This window comes from Micromonospora sp. CMU55-4 (assembly GCF_011602315.1).
GTDB classification, from domain to species: Bacteria; Actinomycetota; Actinomycetes; order Mycobacteriales; family Micromonosporaceae; genus Micromonospora; species Micromonospora chalcea.
Genome location: NZ_JAAOLH010000007.1, coordinates 293,900 through 319,632, shown reverse-complemented (window position 1 = coordinate 319,632; position 25,733 = coordinate 293,900). Strand labels below are relative to the sequence as shown.

Below are 25,733 nucleotides of genomic sequence, written 5' to 3'. Positions count from 1 at the left end.
TACCGGGGTGATGTCGTTGATGGAGTTGGTGCCGGCCTCGGTGGTGCCCATCTCCTCGGCCATGGCGTGAACGTCGATGTTCTTGCCCTGCACGCTCAGCGCGTTGCGGGCGGCGGCGGGGCCGCAGAAGTAGAAGTTGGGCTGGGCTTCGTAGCGGACGTCGAGTTCCCGCTCGCCGTGGCCCTTGCGGTCGGTGGTGACCTGGGCGGCGGCGCGCTCGGCCGGGGTGGCCTGGGCGGCGACGGCGGGGCCGGCGATCCCACCGGCGGTGGCGACGACACCGGCAGCGGTCAGAACGGTCTTGCGCAGCAGAGTGGTAGCCATGATCAGTTGCCTCTCTGTCGGGGGTACGCGGCGATGGGGGATGCCGCAGAGAAAGATCAGGTGGCCCGGTATGTGCGTCGGGCCGGTGGCTCGCTCGGGCGGCCAGGGGGACGGCCTGCTCCGGCGGCTCGGGGATGTAACGACCGGCGTCCCGGCCTCATTCCCAGCCCGCCGGGGGCGGGGCGGGGCGGGGTGGTCGGCGGGTGCGGCGCGGTCTGCCATGTACAACGCCCCGCACCCCGCCCCGATTCCAGCCCAGCCGTGGCGCCCACCACCCCGAACCCGGACAATCCACCCAGCCCCCGCCCGGCGTTGATCAAGGAGTTCGTGTCCGACAGACCACCCAGAACAGACACAAACCCCTTGATCACCACCCGAGGGCCCAACCCCCGATCGCGATCTTGCGCTTGCGGCCCTTGAGGTGCCCGATTCGCACCTTTTTCCGGGGCGTCAACTGCAAGATCCCGCAAACTCCTTGGTCGACAACGCGCTTGGTGAGGGGTGTTCGCGGCTCCGGCGGGCGTGAGCTGTCCGTTTTCCCGGCGCGCTGCCCTGGCCCTGGGTAGTGATCAACTCCAGCTCGCCGACGTGGTGGTGTCGCGGAGCCTCTGATGCCACCACGTCGCCGAGCTGGAGTCGATCAAGCCACGGTGCCCCAAGACCTCCCGCCAGCAGCGGGCGATCATGAGGTTGGCGGCGGTTTGTGTCCGGTTTGTCGCCGCCAACCTCATGATCGACGAGGGCTGTCCTCCGGGCGGCGGCGCGGGGTGGGGACGGGTGTGGGGGTGGGGGGCCAGGGGATCTCGGGGGATGGGTGGAAGGTGATGCCGGCGGTGGCCCAGCGCGGGCCGTGGCCGGCGAGGCGGCTGCGGAACCGCTGCCAGTCGTGCGTGGCACGCGGGGACCAGCCCAGCTCCGCGACGGCGGGCAGGCGGGGGAAGAGCATGTACTCGACCTCGGCCGGCGTACTCACCGACTCGGTCCACAGCGGCGCCTCCACGCCCAGCACGGCCTCGGCCGGTACGCCCCGCACGTGGGTGCCCGGATCCCACTCGTACGCCCGGCGCACGTCGATGAGACCCGCCCAGTCGTGCCCGATCGGGGTGTCCGGCGCGTACTTCATGTCCAGGTACGCGTGGTTGGCGGGGGAGAGGATCACCCGGGCGCCCCGGCGTACCGCGTCGGCGGTCTCCGGGTCGTCGCCGTTCGTGCCCCACCACTGCAGGACGCGCCCGTCGACGTGCCCGGCCGGGGCGAGCTGGTGCCAGCCGACCACCGTCTTGCCGGTGGCCTGCACCAGCCGCTGCGCCCGTTCCACGAAGGCGCGGTAGCTCTCGGCCGGCACCTTGAACGCCTCGTCGCCGCCGAGGTGCAGCCACGGCCCCGGCGTGAGCGCGGCCACCTCGCCGACCACGTCGGCGACGAAGGCGTACGTCCGCTCGTCGGCGGGGTCGACGTAGCTGAACCCGACCTCGGTGCCGGTGTAGGGCGGTGGCGCGACCTTGCCGGGCGCCAGTTCGGGGTACGCGAGAAGCGCCGCGTTGGTGTGGCCGGGCAGGTCGATCTCGGGCACCACAGTGACGTGCCGGCGGGCCGCGTACGCGACGATGCGCCGGTAGTCGTCGCGGGAGTACCAGCCGCCGGGGCCGCCGCCGACAGCTGTCGCGCCGCCCACCTCGGTGAGCCGGGGCCAGGAGTCGACGGCGATCCGCCAGCCCTGGTCGTCGGTGAGGTGCAGGTGCAGGTGGTTGAGCTTGTACCGGGCCAGGTGGTCGACCACCCGCAGCACGTCCTCGACGGGGAAGAAGTGCCGGGCCACGTCGAGCATGGCGCCCCGATAGGGGAAACGCGGACGGTCGACGATGGTGCCACCGGGCACTGCCCAGCGGGTGGCGACCGGCGTGGGGCTCTCGATCGCCGCCGGCAGGAGCTGCCGTAGCGTCTGCGCGCCGTGGAACAGGCCGGCCGGGGTGGCGGCGGTGATCCGGACGCCGGTGGCGGTCACGTCGAGGTGGTAGCCCTCGCCCTCGAGCCCGTCGACGGCCGGCCCGCCGGAGCCGTCGTCCGTCGCCCGGGTCCCGGGAGCAGCGGCGGCATCCGGGGCGGACGGGGACAGCGTGAGCGTCAGCGGGCCGTCCCCCCGGGCGGGGGCGTCGGCGACCGGCAGCGGGAAGCCGGTGGCCGGACGCAGCCAGGTGGCGAGCTGCTCGGCCACGTCCCGCCCGGCGGGGCTGACCCGCAGCGCGGCGTCCGCGCCCAGCGTGAAGTCGCCCGCGGGGTCCGGGAACACCTGCTCGGGCGCGGGCACCACGTCGTCGAGCCGGACCGGCGCCGGTCCGGCGAGCACCTCGGTGGCACGGCCCGCGGCGACCCGCGCCAGCTCGGCGGCAGGCGTCGCCACGCCGGGCAGCAATTCACCCGGCGTGCTGGTGGGACGGGTGTCGGTCGGCTCCGGCCCGGTCTCCGGGGCGGTGGGTGTGGTCGGCACGGCGACGGCTCCGAGGGGTGTATTCGCGCGGGATATGGCAAAGGTGAGGATCCGCGGGACGCAGTCAGTCAAGAGTACGAGGGGAAGCGGAATTGCGTGATCGTGCTCGTGGAAGCGTTCCCAACAACCCGTACGAACGCGCATAGTGGCGACCGTTGTGCCGAAAGTCACCGAACGCTCCCAGGTTTCACGAAACTCGCCTAGCCTTCGGCCCACCGACGCTGACGAGCCGGGATTACCGGTGGTCACTCCCGGGGTATGTCCGAACTAAACCTTCGTTAAGTGTCAATGGCGCGCGTTGGAGGCTCTGGTGGAAGCGCAGGAATCGGGCGAGCACAAGTACGTGTACGACTTCGCCGAGGGCAACAAGGATTTGAAGGATCTGCTCGGCGGCAAGGGGGCCAACCTGGCCGAGATGACCAACCTCGGCCTGCCGGTTCCGCCCGGCTTCACGATCACCACCGAGGCCTGCAAGGCGTACCTGACGACCGGGCGTGAGCCCGACGGCCTGGCCGCGCAGATCGAGGCGCACCTGGAGTCCCTGGAGCGCGAGATGGGCCGCCGCCTCGGCGACCCGGACGACCCGCTGCTGGTCTCGGTACGCTCCGGCGCCAAGTTCTCCATGCCCGGCATGATGGAGACCGTCCTCAACGTGGGTCTCAACGACCGCAGCGTGGTCGGCCTCAGCAACCAGGCGGGTGGGAACGACAGGTTCGCCTGGGACTCGTACCGCCGGCTGATCCAGATGTTCGGCAAGACCGTCTGCGAGGTGCCGGGCGAGGAGTTCGAGCACGCGCTGGACGAGATCAAGAGCGCCAAGGGCACCCACAACGACCTCGACCTGGACGCCGACGACCTGCGGGGGCTGGTCGACGCGTACAAGAAGATCTTCGCCAAGCACACCGGCCGCGAGTTCCCGCAGGAGCCGCGCGAGCAGCTCGACCTCGCCATCCGCGCGGTCTTCGACTCGTGGAACGCGGAGCGGGCGATCCTCTACCGCCGCCAGGAGCGCATCCCGGCCGACCTGGGCACCGCCGTCAACGTGGTGGCGATGGTCTTCGGCAACCTCGGCCCCGACTCGGGTACCGGCGTCGCGTTCACCCGCGACCCGGGCAGCGGCGCGCAGGGCATCTACGGCGACTACCTGGCCAACGCCCAGGGCGAGGACGTGGTCGCCGGCATCCGCAACACCGTGCCGTTGCAGGAGCTGGAGCAGCTCGACAAGACCTCCTACGACCAGCTGCTCGGCATCATGGCCCGGCTGGAGGAGCACTACAAGGACCTCTGCGACATCGAGTTCACCATCGAGCGCGGCAAGCTCTGGATGCTGCAGACCCGGGTCGGCAAGCGCACCGCCGCCGCCGCGTTCGTCATCGCCGGGCAGCTCGTCGACGAGGGCCTGATCGACCTGGACGAGGCGCTGCACCGGGTCAACGGCGCGCAGCTCGCCCAGCTGATGTTCCCGCGCTTCCAGCTCGACCACGAGTTCGAGGCGGTCGCCAAGGGCATCGGCGCCTCCCCGGGCGCCGCGTCCGGCAAGGTCGTCTTCACCTCGGCCCGGGCGGTCGAGCTGGCCGCCGAGGGCGAGGCGGTCATCCTGGTCCGCCGGGAGACCAACCCGGACGACCTCAACGGCATGATCGCCGCCAAGGGCATCCTGACCTCCCGGGGCGGCAAGACCAGCCACGCCGCGGTGGTGGCCCGCGGCATGGGCAAGACCTGCGTCTCCGGCGCCGACGAGCTGGACGTGAACGTGCCGGCGAAGAGGTTCACAGTGGGCGACCACGTGGTGAACGAGGGCGACGTGGTCTCGATCGACGGCACCACCGGCAAGGTGTACCTCGGCGAGGTGCCGGTCATGCCGTCCGAGGTGGTGCAGTACTTCGAGGGCGAACTCGACCCGGAGAACACCGACGACGCGCTGGTCCGCTCCGTACACCGGATCATGACGCACGCCGACGCGGCGCGGCGGCTGCGCGTGCGCACGAACGCCGACACCGGCGCGGACGCGGCCCGGGCCCGGCGCTTCGGCGCCGAGGGCATCGGCCTGTGCCGCACCGAGCACATGTTCCTCGGTGACCGGCGCGAGCTGGTCGAGCGGCTCATCCTGGCCTCCGGCGCGCGGGAGCGGGAGGACGCGCTCGCGGCGCTGCTGCCGCTGCAGCGGGCCGACTTCATCGAGATCTTCCGGGAGATGGACGGCCTGCCGGTCACCGTGCGGCTGATCGACCCGCCGCTGCACGAGTTCCTGCCCCCGCTGGAGCAGCTCGCGGTGAACGTCGCGGTCGCGCAGGAGCGCGGTGAGGACGTCGCGAAGGAGGAGGCGCTGCTCGCCGCCGTCCGGCGGATGCACGAGGAGAACCCGATGCTGGGCCTGCGCGGCGTCCGGCTCGGCCTGGTCATTCCGGGCCTGTTCGCCATGCAGGTCCGCGCGATCGCCGAGGCCGCCGTGGCGGTCGTCCGCGACGGCGGCAGGGCCTGCCCGGAGATCATGGTGCCGCTCGTCGGGGCCGTGCAGGAGCTGGAGACGGTACGCGCCGAGGCCGAGCGGATCATCGCCGAGGTGGTCGGGGACAGCGGCGTCGAGGTGCTGATCGGCACGATGATCGAGGTGCCCCGGGCGGCGCTGACCGCCGGGCAGATCGCCGAGGCGGCCGAGTTCTTCTCCTTCGGCACCAACGACCTGACCCAGATGGGCTGGGGCTTCTCCCGCGACGACGTGGAGGGCGCGTTCTTCTGGCGCTACCTGGAGCTGGGCATCTTCGGCATCTCGCCGTTCGAGTCGATCGACACCGATGGCGTCGGCCGGCTGGTCCGCATCGCCGCCGAGGAGGGCCGGGCGGCCCGCCCGGGCCTGAAGCTGGGCGTCTGCGGCGAGCACGGCGGTGACCCGGACTCGGTGCACTTCTTCCACGAGGTCGGCCTGGACTACGTCTCCTGCTCGCCGTTCCGGGTGCCGGTGGCGCGCCTGGAGGCCGGCCGGGCGGCCATCACCACCACCGGCTCCGACTCCCGCTGACGCCGACGCGGGGCCGCCGGTGTTCATCGACGGCCCCGCGTACCGCCTGGCGCGCCTTTCCGGCCTCCTCGGCGTAACCTGAGCTTCCGCCACGTGTCGATCAGGAGGGGTGGGCGCATGACCGCCGTCTGGGAGAACCTGACCATCGACGCCCGGGACCCGTCCCGGCTCGCCAGTTGGTGGGCGGAGGCGCTCGGTTATCAGGTGGTCACCGACAAGCCGGACGAGGTGGAGATCCGCCGCACCCCCGACACGCTGCCCGGTCTCGTCTTCGTCCCGGTCGCCGGGCCGAAGGAGGGGAAGAACCGGCTGCACATCGACCTGCGCCCGGCCGACCTGGAGGCCGAGGTCGAGCGCCTGGTCGACATGGGCGCGCGGCACGTCGACATCGGCCAGGGAGACGTGGAGTGGACGGTGCTCGCCGACCCGGAGGGCAACGAGTTCTGCGTTCTCCGGGGGAAGTGAGCGGCGACGCGGCGCGGCTGGTCGACGAGGCGCCGAAGGACACCGGGTACGGCCGGTCGCCGTTCGAGCGGGACCGCGCCCGGGTGCTGCACTCGGCGGCGTTCCGGCGGCTCGCCGCGAAGACGCAGGTGCACACCGCCGGCACCGACGACTTCCTGCGTACCCGGCTGACCCACTCGCTGGAGGTCGCGCAGATCGCCCGCGAGATGGGCGCCCGGCTCGGCTGCGACCCGGACGTGGTGGACACCGCCGGGCTGGCCCACGACCTGGGTCACCCGCCGTTCGGGCACAACGGCGAGTACGCGCTGGACGAGCTGGCCGCCGCCTGCGGCGGGTTCGAGGGCAACGCGCAGACGCTGCGGGTGCTCACCCGGCTGGAGGCCAAGGTGCTCACAGCGGACGGGCGTTCGGCCGGGCTGAACCTGACCCGGGCCGCGCTGGACGCGGTGAGCAAGTACCCGTGGCCGCGCCGGCCCGGTGAGCGCAAGTTCGGCGTGTACGCCGACGACCGCCCGGTCTTCGACTGGCTGCGCGAGGGCGCGCCGCCCGGCACCCGGCGCTGCCTGGAGGCCCAGGTGATGGACTGGGCCGACGACGTGGCGTACTCGGTGCACGACGTCGAGGACGGCATCCACGGCGGATACGTCGACCTGCGCCCGCTGCTGGCCGACCCGGACGAACGGCGGGCGCTCTGCGCCGACGTGTCCGCCACGTACTCGGGTGAGGCGCCGGAGGACCTGGGCGAGGTGCTCGCCGACCTGCTCGCCGACCCGGTGCTCGCCCCGCTGGCCGCGTACGACGGCAGCCACCGTGCGCTCGCCGCGCTGAAGGCCACCACGAGCGTGCTCACCGGCCGGTTCGTCTCCCGCGTGGTGGCCGCCACGCAGCAGCGCCACGGGCCCGGCCCGCACCGCCGCTACGCCGCCGACCTGGAGGTGCCGCGCCGGACCCGGGCGCAGTGCGCGCTGCTCAAGGGCATCGCGCTGCGGTACGTGATGCGCCGCCCCGGTGCCGAGGGCCGGTACGCGCGGCAGCGCGACGTCCTGGCCGGGCTGGTGACGGCGCTGCTGGACCGGGCGCCGGACGCGCTCGACCCGGTGTTCGCGCCGTTGTGGCGGGAGGCGGCGGACGACGCCGGACGGCTGCGCGTGGTGATCGACCAGGTCGCCTCGCTCACCGATCCGGCCGCGCTGGCCTGGCACGCCCGCCTGGTGTCGCCGAGCTGACCGGATCACCCCGGCGAGCTTAGGTTAGCCTAAGTGGCATGACGGACCGCCCGAAGAAGCTCACCGCCGCCACGGTCGTCCGGACCACGCGGCCCACCCCGCACCTGATCCGCCTGGTCCTGGGCGGTCCCGAGCTGGCCGGGCTGCCGGTGGGCGCGTACACCGACCACTACGTGAAGTTCGTCTTCCCGCCGGCCGGGGTGACCTACCCGTACCCGGTCGACCTGGCGACGATCAAGCGGGAGTTCCCGGCGGAGCAGTGGCCGCGCCTGCGCGCGTACACGGTGCGGGCCTGGGACGCCGCGGCGGGTGAGATGACGGTGGACGTGGTGCACCACGGCGACGAGGGGCTGGCCGGGCCGTGGGCGGCGGCGCTGCGGCCCGGCGACCGGGTGTTGTTCACCGGGCCGGGCGGCGCGTACGCGCCGGACCCGGCCGCCGACTGGCACCTGCTGGCGGGCGACGACAGCGCGCTGCCGGCCATCGCCGCCGCCCTGGAGCGGCTGCCGGCGGGCGCGCCCGCGAAGGTGTACGTCGAGGTCGGCGGCCCGGCCGACGAGCTGCCCCTGACCAGTGCGGGCGCTGTCGAGGTGTGCTGGCTGCACCGCGACGGCCGCCCGTACGGCGAGCCGCTGGTCGAGGCGGTACGGGCGCTGGAGTTCCCGCCCGGCCGGGTGCACGCGTTCGTGCACGGCGAGGCCGGCGCGGTGAAGGAGCTGCGGCGGCTGCTGCGGGTCGAGCGCGGCGTGCCCCGGGGCGACCTGTCCATCTCCGGCTACTGGCGGCAGGGCCTGGACGACGAGGGCTGGCGATCCACCAAGCCGGCCTGGAACGCCGCGGTGGAGGCCGAGGAGGCCACCGCCGTCCCCTCCTGACCGCCCTCGCCGCTCGCCGCCCGCCGCCCCCGCTCCCGACGCCGATCTTGGAGTTGTGGCGCCTCTGATACCGGTGTGAAGCGGGCATCCTGGGCGCCGCAACTCCAAGATCGACGGAGGCGGAGTGGGCGTTTCGTCCTACCCGGGCGGCTGCGCTGCCCAGGATGGGGTCATGGGGGAAGACGTGGGGGAGCGGGCCGGGACGCAGCCGGCCGACCGGGTGGTGCTCGGGGTCGGCGTGGCCGGGGTGCTGGCCGTGGTGGCCTGGGGCGTGTTCGCGCGTGGTTCCCTGGCGTCGTTCGGCGCGGCCGGGCTGAGTTGGACCGTGAGCACGTTCGGCTGGTTCTTCGTGCTCGCGGCGGACGCCTTCCTGGTGCTGGCGGTCGTCGTGGCCGCCTCCCGGTTCGGCCGGATCCGGCTGGGCGCCGACGACGACGAGCCGGAGTTCGACACGCTGGCCTGGGTCGCCATGATGTTCAGCGCCGGCATGGGAATCGGCCTGGTGTTCTTCGCCGTGGCCGAACCGATCCAGCACTACGCGACGCCGCCTCCCGCCTCCGGCGTCGCGCCGCAGACCGGGGCCGCCGCCGCGACCGCCATGCAGTACACGCTCTTCCACTGGACGCTGCATCCGTGGGGCATCTACGCGATCGCGGCGCTGGCCCTGGCGTACTCGACGTTCCGCAAGGGGCGGGGCAACCGCATCTCGTCCGCGTTCACGCCGCTGCTCGGCGACCGGACCGACGGCCCGCTCGGCCGCGCGATCGACCTGCTCGCCGTCTTCGCCACCGTGTTCGGCTCCGCGACCAGTCTCGGGCTGGGCGCGCTCCAGGTGGCGGCCGGCCTCGACCTGGTGGCCGGTGTGCCGGACGGCCGGGCCGTCGAGTTGACGATCATCGGCGCGCTCACGCTCGCGTTCGTCGTCTCCGCCTTCTCCGGACTGCACCGGGGCGTCAAGTGGCTGTCCACCACGAACGTGCTGATCGCCGTCGTACTGATGCTGTTCGTGTTCGTGGTCGGTCCGACCGTCTACACGCTGGAGGTGTTGCCGGCCTCGGTCGGTGACTACCTGAGCGGCCTGGTGCGCATGTCGACGCGTACCGGGGCGTTCTCCGATCCGGCCTGGCTGGGCTCGTGGACCATCTTCTACTGGGCGTGGTGGATCTCCTGGGCGCCGTTCGTGGGCACGTTCATCGCCCGCATCTCACGCGGCCGTACGGTCCGCCAGTTCCTGATCGGGGTGCTGCTGATACCCAGCGGCGCGAGCACCGTCTGGTTCGCGGTGATGGGCGGGACCGCCCTGCGTACGCAGACCACCGGCACCCGGGACCTGGTGGCCGACGTGGAAGCCGGGTCCGAGCAGGCGCTGTTCGGGCTGCTCGACGCGCTGCCGCTGGCCACGCTGACGAGCGTGCTCGCCATGGTGCTGATCGCGCTCTACTTCGTCACCAGCGCGGACTCGGCGTCGCTGGTGCTCGGCTCGCTCAGCTCGCGCGGCGCGCTGCGGCCGCACCGCGGGGTGGTGGTGCTCTGGGGTGTGCTGATCGGCGCTGTCGCGGCGGCGTTGCTGCTGGCCGGCGGGCTGGCCGCGCTGCAGCAGGCGACCATCCTGGTCGCGCTGCCGTTCGTCGTGGTGATGCTGGGCCTGGCCGTCGCGGTGCTCCGGGAGATGGCAGCCGATCCGGTGCTGCGCGCCGGGCCCCGGCCCCGCCGCTCCGGCCTGGCCGCCGCGGTGAACGCGGCCCGGTCGTACGAGGAGGAGGAGCCGGCCCCCGTCACCCGCTGGTTCCACAGTCGGCGCCGCTGAGTGGGGGTACCTCGGTTTGTAGTATAGGTGCTACATTTCGAGGCATGACTGCGGTCGAACTTCCTGGGGCCGTCGCGTCCCCCCGACCGCCCGACGAGGATCTCGTCCTCGACGTGCGGGATCTGCGTATGCGCTACGGCGCCGTCGACGTGCTGCACGGCGTCGACCTGACCGCCCGGCGGGGCGAGGTGGTGGCGCTGCTCGGGCCCAACGGCGCCGGCAAGACCACCACCATCGAGATCCTCGAAGGCTTCCGGCTGCCCTCGGCCGGCACGGTGCGCGTGCTCGGCAGCGACCCGGCCCGCGGCGACGAGCGGTGGCGCGCACGGCTGGGCGTGGTGCTCCAGTCCTGGCGCGACCACGGCAAGTGGCGGGTGCGGGAGCTGCTCGCGCACCTCGGCGACTTCTACGCGCCGTACGGCACCGACCGGATCCCGCGCCCGTGGCCGGTCGACGAGCTGCTGGAGACGGTGGGCCTGACCGCGCACGCCGGCAGCCGGGTGGCGCGGCTCTCCGGCGGTCAGCGCCGCCGGCTGGACGTGGCTGTCGGCATCGTCGGCCGCCCGGAGCTGCTGTTCCTGGACGAGCCCACTGTCGGCTTCGACCCGGCCGCCCGGCGCGAGTTCCACGAACTGGTGCACCGCCTGGCCGACCTGGACGAGACCACGATCGTGCTGACCACGCACGACCTGGCCGAGGCGGAGAAGCTGGCCGACCGCATCCTCATCCTGGCCGGCGGCCGGATCATCGCCGAGGGGTCGCCCGACCAGCTCGCCCGGCGCGTCGCGGGGGACGCCGAGGTGCGCTGGACCCGTGACGGCGAGCGGTACGTGCACGCCACCCCCGACGCCACCGCGTTCCTGCGCGACCTGCTCCGCGAGCACGGCGACCGGATAGGCGAGCTGGAGGTGCGCCGGGCCAGCCTGGAGGACGCGTACCTGGCGCTGGTGCACGAGGAGGAGACCGGCATCCGGACCGGCCGGGCCGAGCGGGTGTGGCAGCAGGAGGCGGACCGATGAACCCGACCACGAACGCGCTACGGGCCGGGCTGCGGCGCGGCGTGATCGAGCTGCGCGCGACGTTCACAAACGGCCAGGATCTCTGGACCTACTTCTTCCCCACCGTGGTGCTGCTGATCGCGGTGTTCTGGATGCGCGGCTCGACGGTGCCGGGCACCGACTTCTCGCTCGGCGCCCGTACGCTGCCCAGCGCGCTCGGCATGGGCCTGCTCTTCGGCGGCCTGCTCGGGCTGGCCAACCAGCTCGTCATCGACCGGGAGGACGGCACGCTGCTGCGCGCCAAGGCCATCCCGGACGGCATGCTCGGCTACCTGGTCGGCAAGATCGTGCTGGTCTCGGCGGTCGCGCTGATCGGCGTGGTCATCCAGCTCACGCCCGGGCTGTTCTTCCTGGACGGGCTGCGGCTCGGCGACCCGGGCGCCTGGCTCACGCTGGCCTGGGTGGTGCCGCTCGGGCTGGTGGCGACGCTGCCGCTGGGCGCGGTGATCGGCTCGCTGATCGAGAACCCGCGCAACATGGGCCTGGTGGTGATGCCGATCTTCGGCCTGATCGCGCTGTCCGGCATCTTCTATCCGATCAACGGCCTGCCCGGCTGGCTGCAGGGCGTCGCCCAGGTGTTCCCGCTCTACTGGCTAGGCTTGGGCATGCGCTCGGCGCTGCTCCCCGGCGACCTGGCAGCAGTCGAACTCGGCGGCTCCTGGCGGCACCTGGAGACGGTCGGCGTGCTCGGCGCCTGGGCGGTGCTCGGGCTCGTGCTGGCCCCGGTGGTGCTGCGCCGGATGGCCCGCCGGGAGTCCGGCTCGCGGGTCGCGGCCCGGCGGGAGCGGGCCATGCAGCGGGTCGGATGAGAGGGCGTCGATGAGCGAGACCGTGCACAACCGGATCGCGGTGCTGCGCGCCGAACGGGGCATCTCCCGGCGGCAGCTGGCCGACGCGCTCGGTGTGCACTACCAGACCGTCGGTTACCTGGAGCGCGGCGAGTTCCGGCCCAGCCTGCACCTGGCGCTGCGCATCGCCGCGTACTTCGAGGTGCCGGTCGAGGTGGTCTTCTCCATCGAGCCGTTCCCGCGTATCGGCGACCCCGCGGCGGCCCGCTCGGCCTGAGCCGGCGGGGACGGGCGTGGTCGGCCACACGCCCGTCCCCCCGGCCGCCGGAACGTCGGTCCGGCAGGGCAGGATGTACGCCGAGGGGGTGGCGGTCATGGCGGGGCGGATCCGGGACGAGGACATCGCGCTGGTCCGCGAGCGCACCGCCATCGCGGACGTCATCTCCGAGGTGGTGACGCTCAAGTCGGCCGGTGGCGGCAACCTCAAGGGGCTCTGCCCGTTCCACGACGAGAAGAGCCCGTCGTTCAACGTCTCGCCCGCCCGCAACGTGTTCTACTGCTTCGGCTGCGGGGTCGGCGGCGACGCGATCAAGTTCCTGATGGACGCCGAGCACCTCAGCTTCGTCGAGTCCGTCGAGCGGCTGGCCGCCCGCGCCGGCATCCAGTTGCGCTACGTCGAGGACGACAGGTCCGCGCCGCGTCCCCGCCCGCAGCAGGGGCAGCGGCAGCGCCTGGTGGCCGCGCACGCCGCGGCCGTCGACTTCTACCGGGCCCAGCTCACCACCGCCGGCGCGCGCCCGGCCCGCGAGTTCCTCGCCGGGCGCGGCTTCGACCGGTCCGCCGCCGAGCGGTACGGCTGCGGCTTCGCCCCCGACGGGTGGGACCTGCTCACCAAGCACCTGCGCCAGCAGGGCTTCACCCACGACGAGCTGGTCACCGCCGGGCTGTCCCGCCCGGCCCGCTCCGGTTCGCTGATCGACAGGTTCCGCCGCCGCCTGATGTGGCCGATCCGGGACATCACCGGTGACGTGATCGGCTTCGGCGCCCGCAAGCTGTTCGACGACGACGACGGCCCGAAATACCTGAACACCCCCGAGACGCCGATCTACAAGAAGTCGCACGTGCTCTACGGCATCGACCAGGCCAAGCGGGAGATCGCCAAGCAGGGCAAGGTGGTGGTGGTCGAGGGCTACACCGACGTGATGGCCTGTCACCTCGCCGACGTGCCGACGGCGGTGGCGACCTGCGGCACGGCGTTCGGCGGCGACCACATCTCGGTGCTGCGCCGGGTGCTGTTCGACAGCGACGAACGGGCCGGCGAGATCATCTTCACCTTCGACGGCGACGCCGCCGGGCAGAAGGCCGCGTTGCGCGCGTTCGAGGACGACCAGCGCTTCGTCGGGCGTACCTTCATCGCGGTCAGCCCCGACAACATGGACCCGTGCGAGCTGCGCCTGGCAAAGGGCGACCTGGCCGTGCGCGACCTGGTGGCCCGCCGCGAGCCGCTGGTCGACTTCGCGCTCCGGCACGTGATCAGCCGGTTCGACCTGGACACCGTCGACGGCCGGGTCGAGGCCATGCGCCGCGCCGCGCCGCTCGTGGCGAAAATCAAGGACCGGGAGAAGCGCCCGGAGTACGTGCGCAAGCTCGCCGGCGACCTCGGCATGGAGATCGAGCCGGTGCAGCGCGCGGTGCTCAACGCGGCACACGGGCCGCAGGCCGGCGGCGCCGCGCCCGCCGCCCCGGCCCGCCCCGGCCGGGCCACGCCCGCTGTGGACAGTCCGCGTTCCATGGTGGAGCGGGAGGCGCTCAAGCTGGCGTTGCAGGAGCCGGTGCTGGCCGGTCCGATGTTCGACGCGGTCGAGGTGACCGACTACCAGCACCCGGTGCACGTCGCGGTACGCGCCGCCGTGGCGGCGGCCGGCGGCGCGTCCACTGCCACCGGCGGCGCGGTCTGGATCGAACGGGTCCGCGACGCCTGCGACGACCTGGCCGGGCAGGCGCTCATCGGCGAGCTGGCGGTGGAGCCGCTGCGCATCGACGGCGAGCCGGACCCGAGGTACGTCTCGATCACCATGGCCCGGCTCCAGTGGAGTTCGGTCACCGGCCGCATCCGTGACCTCAAGTCGAAGATCCAGCGGGTCAACCCGGTGAGCAACAAGGACGAGTACTTCGCCCTGTTCGGGGAACTGCTGTCGCTGGAACAGCACGCACGGGCACTGCGCGAGCAGGCCGCCGGAGGATTGTGATGGGACTGTTCAACCGCCGGCCGAAACTGCCGTCCGCCGACCGGCCGCCGCTGGCCGCCGACGAGCGGGTGCTCGCCTGGGCCGCCGCCGGGACCGGCGAGGGCGGCAACGACGGCGTGCTGGTCGCCAGCAACCGTGGCCTCTGGCTGCCCGGCCGGGTGGAGCGCCTTGGCTGGCACGACATCCTCAAGGCGGTCTGGTCCGGCCGCGAGCTGACTGTCACCCCGGCCGAGCCGGTGGCCGAGCGCGACGGCTACCTGGTGGTGGCGGACGGCCTGCCCGAGACGTACCTGCTCGTCGACCCGGGTGACCTGCCGCACCAGGTCCGGGACCGGGTCACCGGCTCGGTGGCGTACACCTCGCACCACGAGATGCCCGGCGGCTCCGGGCGGATCGCCGCCCGGCGGGTGCCCGGCGTCGACGGGCTGACCTGGACGGTCCGCTACGACCCGGGGACGCCCACCGACGACGAGGACGTGGCCGCCGAGACCGCCCGGCTGGTCGCGGCGGCGCGGGCCGCCACCACCCCCGCCGACGTCTGAGGTCTACACCTTGAGGACGTCGACCTCGTAGAGCGGGATGGAGGCGTCGCCGGTGATGGCCCAGAGCGCGACGTGGGTGTCCAGCAGCAGGGTCATGCGCCGATCCCGAAGTCGGCGGCGATCTCGGCGTTGGTCTGTGGCGAATCCCAGTCACCCGAGAGGTCCACCTGCCCCGCGAGGGAGCCGATCGCCGTGCGGTCGGTCCGGCGCACCAGCGGTACGACCTTCGCCACGGGGGTGCCCGCCCGGTCGATGATGATCTCTTCGCCGCGTTCCACCCGCTCGATGATGCGCGACAGGTGGGTCTTGGCATCATGCATGTTGTAGTGCACAGCCTCAGCCGACATGGCGCGCCCTCCTCGGTTAGCTAAGCTCTTAGTTTAGGCACGTGGGCGGGCGCCGTTGAGGAAGAGCGCGACGACCCGTGCGGGGCCGGTCTCGTCGGTGAGGTCGGCCGCACGGGCCAGGTGCAGGAACGCGTTCATCAGGAACTCCGGTTCGCCGGTGACCGCGCCCTCGGCGCGGGCGTCGGCGAAGAACCGGGTCACCGGGGCCAGCATCAGGTCGACGTAGAGGCCCGAGACGTGCTCGCTGGTCTCGGCGGAGACGAGCGGCAGCGTGTCGTAGATGCGCTGCTCGAACGTGATCGCGTCGCCGTGCTGACCGGCGGCGACGGTGGCGAGCGCGTGCAGCCGGTGCGGCACGTCGCCGGGGCCGGCCAGCGCCGCCGAGATCCTGCCGCCGACGTCCCGGATGTACCGCTCCGCCACCGCGATGTAGAGGTCCTCCTTGCCGCCCGGGAAGTGGTGGTAGATGGACGGCTTCTGGATGCCGACGCTGCGGCCGACGCCGACCAGGGAGATGCCCTGGTAGCCGGTCGCGGCGAGCTGTTCGGCGAAGGCGTCCATGATCTGGGTGCGGGTGTCGCTCATCGGTTCTTCCTGGCGTGGTGGAGGGCGAGGGCGCAGGCGGCGGTTCCGGCGACGGTGAGGGCGGCGAGCGCCGCGACGCCGATCGGGGCCGCGGCGAGCGGCGTGCCGCCGCCGAGCTGCCGGGCGGTGTCGACGATATAGGTGAGCGGGTTGACCGTGGCGATCACCCGCATCCAGCCGGCGAGTTCGTCGACCGGCGCGAACACGCCGGTGAAGAACGACAGGCCGAACACGACGAGCGTGACCAGGTTGGTGGTGGACGCCGAGCCCGACCGGATGGCGAGCGCTGTGCTCAGCAGCGCGACGCCGAGTCCGAGCGCGAGCATCAGCAGCAGCATTCCGGCGACGCCGGTCCAGCTCGCCGGCCGGTAGCCGATCGCGGCGGCCCCGGCGACGGTCACCACCATCTGGAGTACGACAGCGAGCAGCGCGGCGACGACCGGGCCGACGAGGAACGGCGTCGTGGTCCCGTGGGCGAGCCGGAGGCGGTCCAGGTATCCGCTGGTGATGTCGCCCAGCACGAGCGTGCCGGCCGCGCCCGCGCCGGTGGCGACGCCGGTGAGCAGGATCAGCGGCAGCAGGAACGCGATGAAGCTCGTCCCGCCCAGATAGGTGCTGCCCACGGCGTCGAGCTGCCCGGCGTAGACGAGCAGGAAGAACAGGGGCTGGGCGACCGGGGCCACGAGCAGCGCCGGGGTACGGAGCACGGCCCGGGTCGAGCGTCTGATCGCCGCGAGGACGACCGGGGCCGAAGAGCGGCGGGGCGGGGTGAGCGCGAGCGGGAGCACGGTGTCGGGCCTTTCGGGGTGCGGTGGGGGCGCGCCTCAGCGGGCGGCGAGGGCGACGAAGACGTCGTCGAGGGAGGGCTCGGCGAGATGGAGCCGGGTGATGTCGGCGGCGATCGCGCCGGCTTCGTGCAGGGCAGCGGTCAGCGCGCGGGGGTCGTCGGGGACGCTGAGGCGTACCCGGTCCGGGTGGTCGGGGTCGGCGCGGAACCCGGCTTCGGACGCGGCGACGAGCGCGGTCGCGGCGGCGGCGTCGGACAGGTCGAGCGTGAGCGTCCGGGCGCCGACGCGCCCCTTGAGCGACGCCGGTGGGCCCTGGGCGACCACCCGGCCGTCCCGTAGCACGGCGATCTCCGTGGCCAGCACGTCGGCCTCGTGCAGGTCCTGGGTCGAGATGAGCAGCGAGGTGCCGCTGTGGTTGAGGCGGGTCAGCTCGGTCCAGAAGTCGATGCGTGCGAGCGGGTCCAGGCCGGTGGTCGGCTCGTCCAGGATCACCACTGCGGGCTCGGCGACGAGCGCCACCGCCAGGTCCAGCTTGCGGCGGGTGCCGCCGGAGAGCTTGGCCACCCGGGACGAGCGGTGCTCGCCCAGCCCGAACAGGTCGACGAGTTCCCGCGTGCGGCGGGCCCGCTGCCGGCGGCCGAGCCCGAGCGCCACGCCGTGGAAGTCGAGCACCTCCGCCGGGGTGGCGAGGGGGTCCAGCGCGTTGGACTGCGGCGCCAGGCCGATCAGCCGCCGTGCGTCCCGCGCCTGGGTCACGGTGTCGAAGCCGCCGACGCGCACCGAGCCCGAGGTCGGGGTGCGCAGGGTGGCGATGATCTCCAGCAGCGTGGACTTGCCGGCGCCGTTGTGGCCGAGCACGACGAACCGGCTGCCCGGCGCGACGGCGAGGTCGAGCGCGCGCAGGGCGTCGCGTGTCCCGTAGGTCTTGGTCAGGGCGGAGGCGAGGACGAGCGGGGTCATTCCCGCCACCCTACCGACCGGTCGGTAGGGTGGCCAAATCCGGTTGTCGACCTGCCCTGCCGCCGCTAGCGTCGCGGCATGTTCGCCACCGAGCGCGTACGGCTGCGCCCGCCCACCCCCGACGACGCGCCGGACCTGTTCCGCCTGCACAGCGACCCGGAGCTGCATCTGATCACCGACGACGAGCCGTTCCTGCCGCACCACGTCGGGCAGGTCCGGGCCCGGCTGGAGAAGCGCGCCGCCGAGCAGCCGGAAGCCGGCGCTCCGGTGTCACTGCTGGCCGAGACCGTCGCCGACGGCACGTTCCTCGGCACCGGCGTGCTGTGGGGGATCAACACCTTCAACGGGTACGCCCACCTCGGCATCACGCTGCTGCCCGAGGCGCGCGGCCAGGGCTACGGCACCGAGGTGATCCGGCTGCTCTGCCGGTACGGCTTCCGCAACCGCAACCTGCGGCGCTTGGAGATCGAGACGCTGGCCGGCAACACGGCCATGCGGCGTACCGCCGAGCGGTGCGGCTTCGTCCACGAGGGCACCCAGCGCGACCGCGAGTACGACGGCGACGGCTTCGCCGACATGGCGCTCTACGGTCTGCTGCGGCGCGACTGGACGCCGTAGCGGGGCCGCGCCGCGCTCAGCCGCCGTCGCGGTAGAACCGGGCCGCGCCCGGGTGCAGCGGGATCGGGCCGGTCGCGGCCGCGCTGGCCCGGTTGAAGTTCGCCGCCTCCGGATGCACCTGGATCAGATCGCCCTGCCAGGTGAAGAGCACCCGGGTCAGGTCGTACGCGAGTTGCTCCGGCATGTCCGCCGCCACCATGATCACGTTCGCCACCGTGATGGTGGGCGTCGGCTCGGCCGTGCCGTAGACCTCCTTCGGCAGCGTGGCGGTGGTGTAGACGCCGCCGAACCGGGCGCTCAGCGGCTCGATCAGGTCGTTCAGCGGCAGCAGCCGGAACTTCCCGGGCGCGGAGGAGAGCAGGTCCTTCACGCCGGGCGTGGGCAGGCCGCCGGAGAAGAACATGGCGTCCAGCGTGTTCGCCCGCATCCGCTTGACCGTCTCCGGCAACGACAGGTTGAGCCGCTGGATGCCGGCGTTCGGGTCGATGCCGCCGGCGGTGAGCAGACGCCCGGCGATGATGTCGGTCCCGGACTTCGGCGAACCGGTCGAGACGCGCTTGCCGCGCAGGTCGGCGAAGCTGTTGATCTTGCCGTCGCTGCGGACGATCACGTGCGTGTAGTTGCTGTAGACGCGGGCCAGCGCACGTACCGGCTGCGGTTGCTTGTCGAACGCCCCGCGGCCGTCGACCGCGTCCGCCGCCGTGTCGGCCAGGCTGAACGCGATCTCCATGTCGCCGCCGGCCACCCGGGTGATGTTCTCCACCGACGCGCCGGTCGGCTCCGCGCGCGCCTCGTACCCGGGCACGTGCCGGGTGATCAGATCGGCGTACCCGCCGCCGAGCTGGTAGTAGACGCCTGTGGTGTTGCCGGTGGCCAGGAAGATCCGCCCGCCGTGCCACGCCTGCCCAGTGGTGTCCTCGGCGCCGCAACCGGCCACCAGCACCGTCGCCAGCAGCGCCGCCACCAGCCGCGCCGGGCGGCCGCTCACCGGCGGACCGCCGGTTCCAGCGCCTCCGCCACCCGCTGCACCAGCGTCGCCGTCTCGTAACCGATCTGGCCCAGGTCGCAGCCGGGCGCGGCCAGCACGCCGAGCAGCGCCCGTTCCCCGACCGCCATCACCAGCATCACACCGCCGTCCATGTCGACGATCTGCTGGCGTACCCGGCCGGCGGACATCAGCCGGGCCGCGCCCACGGTAAGGCTCGCCAAGCCGCTGATCACCGCCGAGAGCTGGTCGACCTGGTCCGGGGAGAGATCCGGCGAGGACGCCAGCCGCAGCCCGTCCTCGGAGACCGCGAGCGCGTGCGAGACGTCCGGCACCTGCTCGGCGAAGTTCGCCAGCAGCCAGTCGAGCCCGGTGGAAGCGGGTGGATTCATGGTCTTCTCCCGTTGGGTGGTGTGGTGTTCGGGGCACGGCGCGTCGCGCTGGCCACCCCCTCGGCGAGGGCGGACAGCCGGGCGCGTACCACTTCGGGGTCGAGCAGGTCGGTCGCGGGCGGCGGCGCGGTGGCGGCGGGCATCGGTCCCGGCAGATGCCCGCCCACCGGCCGCCGGGGCAGCCCGGCGGCGGTGGTCGACACCGGCGCCGGTGGCACGCTCACCGGCCGGATCCGCGCCGCGCTCGGCGCCAGCAGCGCGCCGCCCGGCGCCCGGACCGTGGCCACGCCGCGCGCCGGCCCGCCGGCCGTCGGGGCGCTGGTGACCAGGTCGCGGGAACCGCCCTGCGGCCGCAGGACGGGCGCGTTCTTGAACCACGGCGCGCCGCGCCCGTGCGGGCGCCGCTCGGCCGGCGGCCGGGACGCCACCGACTCGACCCGGGTCAGCACCGACTCCGGTACGTCCACCTGCGCCACCGTGCCGGTGCCAGGGTTGTGCAACTGCACCCGGATCCCGTGCCGGGCGGCCAGGTGGGCCACCACGTGCAGGCCCATGCTGCCGGCGGCGGCGCTGGACAGGGTGGCCGGCGCGGCGAGCCGTTCGTTGATCTCGGCCAGCCGGCTCTCGCTGATGCCGATGCCCTGGTCGTGCACGCGCAGCACCAGCCCGTCGACGGTGCGCCGGCCGTCCACCAGCACCCGGGCCTCCGGCGGCGAGTAGACGGTGGCGTTCTCCAGCAACTCGGCCAGCAGATGCACCAGGTTGCCGGCCGCAGCGCCGTGCACCGCCGCGGTCGGCACGTCGATCTCCACCCGCGGATAGTCCTCGATCTCGGAGGCCGCCGCCCGTGCCACGTCGTCCAGCAGCAACGCGCCCTCGTGCCCCCGGCCCGGCTCGCCACCGGCGAGGACCAGCAGGTTCTCCCCGTTGCGCCGCAGCCGGGCGGCCAGGTGGTCCAGCGCGAAGAGCCGGGCCAGCGCGTCCGGATCGGTCTCCTCGCGTTCGAAGTCGTCGAGCAGCCGCAACTGCCGGGTGATCAGCGTCCGGATGCGCCGGGCCAGCGCCTCCGCCATCCGGGTCACGTCCAGCCGCAACTCCGCCTGCTGCCCGGCGAGCCGCAGCGCGGCCCGGTTCACCGTGTCGAACGCCTCGGCGACCTGCGCCACCTCGTCCCGACCGCGCCGGATCCCGTCCGTCATCCGGGTCGCCGGACCCTCCGCGGGCGCCCGTTCGCCCGCCGCGATCGCGGTGATCCGCTCCGGCAGCTCCCGGTTCGCCATGGTCAGCGCGGCCACCCGCAGCCGGCGCAACCGGCGGCTGGTCCGTACCGCCAGCAGCACGGCGGTGACGAGCGAGCCGAGCGCGACGGTGCTCGTCGCCCCGGCGGTCAGCACCGCGCGCAGCCGGGCCGCGGCGGCCAGGTCGGCCGCGTCCCGGTCTAGCCCGTCGGACAGGTCCCGGCCGAGCAGGTTGTACCGGCGGATCGCGCCGCTCTGCGCCACGTACCAGGCGTCGCCGTCGGTCTTCAGCGCGTCCGGCGCGCCGTCGGTGTCGAGCATCGCGTCGCGCATCCGCCGGGCCGTGGTCACGTCGGCGCCGTCGACCAGCCGGTACCAGGCAGCGTTCGCCGGGGCGGAGGCGATCCGCAGGAACTCGGCCTGCCGCTGCTCCCGGGCGCCCCGCAGCCGGCCCAGCCGGGCCAGCTCGCCGCGTTCCAGTCCGCCTCTGACGAACACCGCCCGCAGCAGGTCGCGCTCCAGCGCGGACAGGTGCTCCTGGGCGGCCACCGAGGCCACCTCACGGGCCTGGTTGGCCAGGTCGGCGTCCCGGAGTTGACTGGGCAGCGCGTCCGCGACCGCGAGCAGCGACTCCACGAGCGACACGTACGCCGGGTCGCCGCGCTCACCGGCCAGCGCCAGGTCCCGGGTCGGCGCGAGTTGCTCCAAGCGCCCGCGCGCGTCGTCCAGCACCCCCGCCAGGTCCGGGGCGGCCCGGCGCGCGTCACCCTGCGCCGAGCGGTAGCGCTCCACGGCCGTGTCGACCCGGCGGCGCTGCGCGTCCACGAGCGGGCGGCCGGACGTACCGCCGCGCTGGCGCAACGCGGCCGTCTCGCCCAGTTCGCGTTCCAGCTCGTGCACCAGACGTACGGTCGCGGTGGCGGTGCCGGCCAGCACGCGCGCCCGGTCGGCGTCGGCGGACGCGTCCAGCGCGGCGTCGGTCTGCGCCGCCCCCAGCACGACCAGCCCGGCCGTGGCGACCAGGATCGGGGCCAGCAGTTGGACGCGGACCGAGCGCAGGCGTCCGGTGCGGTCCGCGGAGCGGTGGTGCCGGCGTACGCGAGCCGGGTGGGGCAGCGGCACGGTGGTCTCCGGTCGGGTCGGGCGGGCCGGGCCCGGACGCGCGTCCGGACCCGGCCCGTTCAGGTCAGCTCGCGCCGAGGTCGCTCAGTGCCCGCTCCGCGCCGCGGTGCAGCGGCACCGGGTCGGTCTTGCGGGCGTTGCCCAGCTCGATGCCCTTCGCCGCCGGGTTCGCCTGGGCCAGGGCGTCCTTGGACTCGAACACCGTCCGGGTGATCGCGCAGGCCACGTCGGCGTCGAGGTTGTCCCGCACCAGCAGCACGTTCGGCACCACGATGGTGGGCACGTCGGCCGGGGTCCGGTAGATGTCCTTGCCGATGGTGCCCGCCTGGTACGCCGGGTTCAGCTCGGCCATCTTCGGCAGCAGCGGAGTGATGTCGACGAACTTCACCTTGTCGCCGGACGTGGTGAACAGGTCGGTGACGCCGCCGGTCGGTACGCCGCCGGACCAGAAGAAGCCGTCGATGCTGCCGTCCTTCATGCCGTCGACGGTCTTGGTGAGGTCCAGCCGCTGCGCCTGGACGTCCTTCGCCGGGTCCAGGCCGGCGGCGGTGAGCAGCCGGTTGGCGATGACCTCGGTGCCGGACTTCGGTGAGCCGGTGGAGATCTTCTTGCCCTTCATGTCGGCCACCGACGTGATGCCCGCGTCGGCCCGTACGACCACCTGGGTGTAGTTGTCGTAGATCCGGGCCAGCGCCTTGACCGGCTGCGGCGCGGTGAAGCTCCCCTTGCCCTGCACCGCGTTGACAGCGGTGTCGAACAGGGAGAACGCCACGTCGTACTGGCCGGCGACGAGCTGTTCGACGTTCTGCACCGAGGCGCCCGTCTCGGCGGCCGTCCCGGTGAGCTTGCCGTCGGTGGTCTTGCTCAGCTCACCGGCGAGCGCGTTGCCGACCACGTAGTAGACGCCGGTGGCGTTGCCGGTGGCGATACCGACCCGGGTGTCCTTGGTGACCTTGCAGCTGACCTCGCGGTCGGCGTCGTCCTTCGCCGCGCCGTCCTGACGGCCCCCGCAGCCGGCGGCACCGGCGGCGACCAGGACAAGCGCCCCGACACCCGCCACTATCCTCGCGTCGATCCGTCCCACTCTCTCTCCTCCCCAAGATCCACGGATTCTTCGACCGCCGGGCGGCCGGCGTGCCCGGCGGCGCCACGTCGGACGTACACGCCCGCGACCGTGAGCGCGGCGAGCGCCGCGCCGATCGCCATGGGCAGCGGTTCCAGCCAGAGCAGGACCAGCCCGGCGATCGCGCCGAGGATCCGCTCCGGCGCGCCGGCCGGGCCCACGCCCGGCAGCCAGCCGCCGGCCGCGACCGCCAGCACCGCCACGCCGAGCGCGGAGACCAGGCCGGCCGTCACGATCCGCCCGGGCCCGCCGATGCCGAGCAGTCCGAGGCCGGTCGGCGTGATCACGAAGGCCAGCGGGATCAGGTACGCCGGCAGCGCGTACCGCAGGGTCTGCCACATGGTCGGCACCAGGCGGCCGCCGGTGACCGCGGCGGCGGCGACCGCGGCGAGCGCGGTCGGCGGCGAGACCTCGGACAGCACCGCGAAGTAGAAGACGAACATGGCCGCGGCGGGCGCCTCGACACCCAGGTTCAGCAGCGCCGGGCCGATGATCACCCAGCCGATGACGAAGGACGCGGTGACCGGCACGGCGAGGCCCAGCAGGCTGAGCGCGACGGCGGCGAGCACCGCGGTCAGCGCCAGCACCACGGCGGGCTCCGAGCTGACCGCCTGCGCGCCGCTGATCAGCAGCGAGGCGGCCTGCGGCCCGAGCCCGGTCTTCGTGGTGGTGGCGGTGATGATGCCGGCCGCGGCGCACACGGCGCTCACCGCGAGCACCCCGCGTACGCCGTCGCGCAGCGCCGCCACGAGCCGGGCCGGCGTGAGGCGGTGCCGCCGGTCCAGGAAGGACAGCGCCGCCGCGATCACGGTGGCGATGACCACCGCCCGCATCGCCGACGCGCCGAGCGCCAGCACCACGATGATCACGAGGAGCGAGAGGAAGTGGTAGCCGAAACGGGCCAGCAGCCGCCAGGCCGAGCCGCTGTCGATGACCACCGGACGGACCCCGGAACGTCGTGCGTCGATCTCGACCGAGAACAGGATGCCCAGGTAGTAGAGGATCGTGGGCACCGTGGCCCAGCCGAGCACCTGCAGGTAGGACACGCCCAGGTACTCGGCGATGATGAACGCCGCCGCGCCGAGCGTGGGCGGAGACAGGATCGCCCCGACACCGGCGGCGGCCAGCATGCCGCCCGCGCGCTCGGCCGGGTAGCCGGCGCGGCGCAGGATCGGCCAGGTCACCGCGCCGATGCTGACGGTGGTGGCGGCGCCGGAGCCGGAGACCGTGCCGAGCAGGAAACCCGAGGCGACGGCGGTGCGCCCGGCGGCGGTACGGGAGCGGCGGAACGCGGCGGCGGACAGCTCCACGAAGAACCGGCCCGCGCCGGACAGGTCGAGCACCGCGCCGTAGATGGTGAACAGCACGATGTAGGAGGCGGCGACGTCCAGCGGCGTGCCGTAGAAGCCGCTGTCGGAGTTGTAGAACGCGTCGACCAGCTGCGCGAAGTCGAGCCCCGCGTGCGCCACCGGCCAGGACTGCGGCAGCAGCCCGCCGTAGTAGCCGTACCCGAGGAACAGCACGCAGACCGCCGGCAGGATCCACCCGGTGGTACGCCGGCACGCCTCCAGCAGCAGGAGCAGCAGCCCGGTGCCGAACGCCACGTCCAGCGGATCCAGCAGGCCCTGCCGGTCCAGGAAGGCGTCGTACCCGCCGCCGCCCGCACCGACGGCGACCGGCAGCACCGGGTAGAGGCAGACCACGAGCGCCGCGAGCGCCAGCAGCCAGTCCACGGGCGTGGGTCCGCGCCGGTCGTCCACGTCGACCGCGTCGGCCTTGGTGCGTCGCAGCCGCACCCCCGAGGGGTACGCGAGGAACACCATCGGCAGGACGCCGGCGAGGAAGAAGATGAGGTAGTACTTGCTGCCCTGGGCCAGCGGGAAGAACACCTGCCAGAGCGTCAGCAGCCCGACCGCGACGGTGACGCCGGTGAACAGGAAGCCGACTCCGCCGGCGAGGACCCGTCCCGGCTTCTCCTCCTCGAACCGGGCGGCCAGTTCCCGGGCGTCCTGCTGGGCCTGATCCGGGGCGTCCTGCGTCTCGGCCGGAGTGTGGTCCTCGGTGTGGTGCGGCACGGCCCGGCTGTGGTGGTGCGTCTCGCCCGGCCCGTCGTCGGACCACTCCGGACCGGCGACGACGCCCTCGTCCGGCGGGAGCGGCACCAACTCGGCGTCCACATCGGACCCCGGTCGTCCGCCGGACGGCGGCCGGGGTTTCGGGGGAGTGGCGTCGGAGGGGCGAACGGGCGGCACGAGGGGGCACGATACGCGAATTGCGCGCGCGTTGGGAACATTGCTTAACGTGATTGCAATGAGTGACGGTAATTGGGGTGACGCGCTCCGGCGGACGCTTCTTGAATCTCTTTCGTAATTGCGCGATCAAGGACTTCGGCAATGCCTTCCGGTGGTCGACCGGGCGCCTTTCCAACGATGAATGGCGAGTCACGGGAGCCGGTGGCGGTTACGGATAGTGCAGCGCGACCGACTGCTGTCGCAGGCCCTGTCGGCCCTCGGCGGTGCCGGCGCCGACCGACGTCGGCAGTACGTGCTCCGGTGCCCGGAAGGCCCATGATCGAATTCATTCCGCCGAGGTCGCGGGCTCCTTCGTCATGACGACGCCGCCACTGCGGCACGGTGGCTGTGCCGGGTGCCGCCGCCGATTCCACCGCGCGCCCGCCGCCGGCGGATCGGACGGGTGGAACGCCATGGGTGTCTCCGCCCCCGTTTGGCACCCA

At 73.2% G+C, this 25,733-nt stretch carries 23 protein-coding genes; 11 read left to right on the top strand and 12 right to left on the bottom strand.

Going from position 1 to position 25,733, the window contains the following annotated elements:
• Both HA073_RS15530 and HA073_RS15525 read right to left on the bottom strand, forming a co-directional pair.
• A partial coding sequence (locus HA073_RS15530) for a C39 family peptidase (protein WP_205797336.1) occupies positions 1 to 324 on the bottom strand: 324 nt, incomplete at its 3' end.
• Between the two features lie 727 nt (positions 325 to 1,051).
• Positions 1,052 to 2,812: a beta-N-acetylhexosaminidase gene (locus HA073_RS15525; protein ID WP_166456727.1), complete on the bottom strand. Its 1,761-nt coding sequence runs from the start codon at positions 2,810 to 2,812 to the stop codon at positions 1,052 to 1,054.
• A gap of 310 nt (positions 2,813 to 3,122) precedes the next feature.
• On the opposite strand from HA073_RS15525, the gene ppdK reads away from it, so the two are divergent.
• From ppdK to HA073_RS15475, 10 genes are all read left to right on the top strand, one after another.
• Positions 3,123 to 5,831 carry a pyruvate, phosphate dikinase gene (ppdK, locus tag HA073_RS15520; protein ID WP_166456726.1) on the top strand — a complete coding sequence of 903 codons (2,709 nt, stop codon included), beginning with the start codon at positions 3,123 to 3,125 and terminating at the stop codon, positions 5,829 to 5,831.
• A 117-nt stretch (positions 5,832 to 5,948) separates the two neighbouring features.
• The gene (locus HA073_RS15515) at positions 5,949 to 6,296 is read left to right on the top strand and encodes a VOC family protein (RefSeq protein ID WP_064448149.1); all 348 of its coding nucleotides are present in this window, start codon (positions 5,949 to 5,951) and stop codon (positions 6,294 to 6,296) included.
• A complete protein-coding gene (locus HA073_RS15510; RefSeq protein ID WP_064448150.1) occupies positions 6,293 to 7,522 on the top strand; it encodes a deoxyguanosinetriphosphate triphosphohydrolase in 1,230 nt (409 codons plus the stop codon). Before HA073_RS15515 ends, HA073_RS15510 begins: the two co-directional genes overlap by 4 nt.
• A 38-nt stretch (positions 7,523 to 7,560) precedes the next feature.
• Positions 7,561 to 8,397: a siderophore-interacting protein gene (locus tag HA073_RS15505; RefSeq protein ID WP_113972670.1), complete on the top strand. Its 837-nt coding sequence runs from the start codon at positions 7,561 to 7,563 to the stop codon at positions 8,395 to 8,397.
• A gap of 172 nt (positions 8,398 to 8,569) precedes the next feature.
• A complete protein-coding gene (locus tag HA073_RS15500; protein ID WP_069088860.1) occupies positions 8,570 to 10,204 on the top strand; it encodes a BCCT family transporter in 1,635 nt (544 codons plus the stop codon).
• 44 nt (positions 10,205 to 10,248) lie between these two features.
• Complete coding sequence (locus HA073_RS15495) at positions 10,249 to 11,223, top strand: ABC transporter ATP-binding protein (protein WP_084789631.1); 975 nt, start codon at positions 10,249 to 10,251, stop codon at positions 11,221 to 11,223.
• The gene (locus tag HA073_RS15490; RefSeq protein WP_043329061.1) at positions 11,220 to 12,071 is read left to right on the top strand and encodes an ABC transporter permease; all 852 of its coding nucleotides are present in this window, start codon (positions 11,220 to 11,222) and stop codon (positions 12,069 to 12,071) included. Before HA073_RS15495 ends, HA073_RS15490 begins: the two co-directional genes overlap by 4 nt.
• Before the next feature lie 10 nt (positions 12,072 to 12,081).
• Positions 12,082 to 12,327, top strand: a complete 246-nt coding sequence (locus tag HA073_RS15485) for a helix-turn-helix transcriptional regulator (protein ID WP_013287928.1) — start codon at positions 12,082 to 12,084, stop codon at positions 12,325 to 12,327.
• Positions 12,328 to 12,400: 73 nt separating this feature from the next.
• Positions 12,401 to 14,299, top strand: coding sequence for a DNA primase (dnaG, locus tag HA073_RS15480; protein WP_166456725.1), 1,899 nt, complete (start codon positions 12,401 to 12,403; stop codon positions 14,297 to 14,299).
• Complete coding sequence (locus HA073_RS15475) at positions 14,299 to 14,841, top strand: hypothetical protein (protein ID WP_043329065.1); 543 nt, start codon at positions 14,299 to 14,301, stop codon at positions 14,839 to 14,841. The genes dnaG and HA073_RS15475 overlap by 1 nt, the downstream gene beginning before the upstream one ends.
• 3 nt (positions 14,842 to 14,844) lie before the next feature.
• On the opposite strand, the gene HA073_RS31015 is transcribed toward HA073_RS15475, so the two are convergent.
• From HA073_RS31015 to HA073_RS15450, 5 genes are read right to left on the bottom strand one after another with little or no spacing between them, the layout of a single operon-like run.
• Positions 14,845 to 14,937: a type II toxin-antitoxin system VapC family toxin gene (locus HA073_RS31015; protein ID WP_166456724.1), complete on the bottom strand. Its 93-nt coding sequence runs from the start codon at positions 14,935 to 14,937 to the stop codon at positions 14,845 to 14,847.
• Entirely contained in the window at positions 14,934 to 15,188 is a 255-nt protein-coding gene (locus HA073_RS15465; RefSeq protein ID WP_043329066.1) for a type II toxin-antitoxin system Phd/YefM family antitoxin, read from the bottom strand. The genes HA073_RS31015 and HA073_RS15465 overlap by 4 nt, the downstream gene beginning before the upstream one ends.
• Before the next feature lie 33 nt (positions 15,189 to 15,221).
• Positions 15,222 to 15,773 carry a TetR/AcrR family transcriptional regulator gene (locus tag HA073_RS15460; RefSeq protein WP_113972666.1) on the bottom strand — a complete coding sequence of 184 codons (552 nt, stop codon included), beginning with the start codon at positions 15,771 to 15,773 and terminating at the stop codon, positions 15,222 to 15,224.
• A complete protein-coding gene (locus HA073_RS15455) occupies positions 15,770 to 16,561 on the bottom strand; it encodes an ABC transporter permease (protein ID WP_166456723.1) in 792 nt (263 codons plus the stop codon). Before HA073_RS15455 ends, HA073_RS15460 begins: the two co-directional genes overlap by 4 nt.
• Positions 16,562 to 16,597: 36 nt before the next feature.
• Positions 16,598 to 17,521 (bottom strand): ABC transporter ATP-binding protein, encoded by a 924-nt coding sequence (locus tag HA073_RS15450; protein WP_043329071.1) that lies wholly within the window; start codon positions 17,519 to 17,521, stop codon positions 16,598 to 16,600.
• 78 nt (positions 17,522 to 17,599) lie between these two features.
• On the opposite strand from HA073_RS15450, the gene HA073_RS15445 reads away from it, so the two are divergent.
• Positions 17,600 to 18,139: a GNAT family N-acetyltransferase gene (locus HA073_RS15445; protein WP_064448157.1), complete on the top strand. Its 540-nt coding sequence runs from the start codon at positions 17,600 to 17,602 to the stop codon at positions 18,137 to 18,139.
• A 16-nt stretch (positions 18,140 to 18,155) separates the two neighbouring features.
• On the opposite strand, the gene HA073_RS15440 is transcribed toward HA073_RS15445, so the two are convergent.
• The 5 genes from HA073_RS15440 to HA073_RS15420 all read right to left on the bottom strand — a co-directional run bounded on the left by HA073_RS15440 (position 18,156) and on the right by HA073_RS15420 (position 25,176).
• The gene (locus HA073_RS15440; RefSeq protein ID WP_166456722.1) at positions 18,156 to 19,127 is read right to left on the bottom strand and encodes a TAXI family TRAP transporter solute-binding subunit; all 972 of its coding nucleotides are present in this window, start codon (positions 19,125 to 19,127) and stop codon (positions 18,156 to 18,158) included.
• On the bottom strand, positions 19,124 to 19,516 hold the full coding sequence (locus tag HA073_RS15435) for a roadblock/LC7 domain-containing protein (RefSeq protein ID WP_030503989.1): 393 nt from the start codon (positions 19,514 to 19,516) through the stop codon (positions 19,124 to 19,126). The genes HA073_RS15440 and HA073_RS15435 overlap by 4 nt, the downstream gene beginning before the upstream one ends.
• Positions 19,513 to 21,876, bottom strand: a complete 2,364-nt coding sequence (locus HA073_RS15430; RefSeq protein WP_069088864.1) for a sensor histidine kinase — start codon at positions 21,874 to 21,876, stop codon at positions 19,513 to 19,515. Before HA073_RS15430 ends, HA073_RS15435 begins: the two co-directional genes overlap by 4 nt.
• Positions 21,877 to 21,940: 64 nt before the next feature.
• Positions 21,941 to 22,960: a TAXI family TRAP transporter solute-binding subunit gene (locus HA073_RS15425; protein ID WP_166456721.1), complete on the bottom strand. Its 1,020-nt coding sequence runs from the start codon at positions 22,958 to 22,960 to the stop codon at positions 21,941 to 21,943.
• Positions 22,936 to 25,176 carry a TRAP transporter fused permease subunit gene (locus HA073_RS15420; protein ID WP_166456720.1) on the bottom strand — a complete coding sequence of 747 codons (2,241 nt, stop codon included), beginning with the start codon at positions 25,174 to 25,176 and terminating at the stop codon, positions 22,936 to 22,938. Before HA073_RS15420 ends, HA073_RS15425 begins: the two co-directional genes overlap by 25 nt.
• Between the last annotated feature and the right edge of the window lie 557 nt (positions 25,177 to 25,733).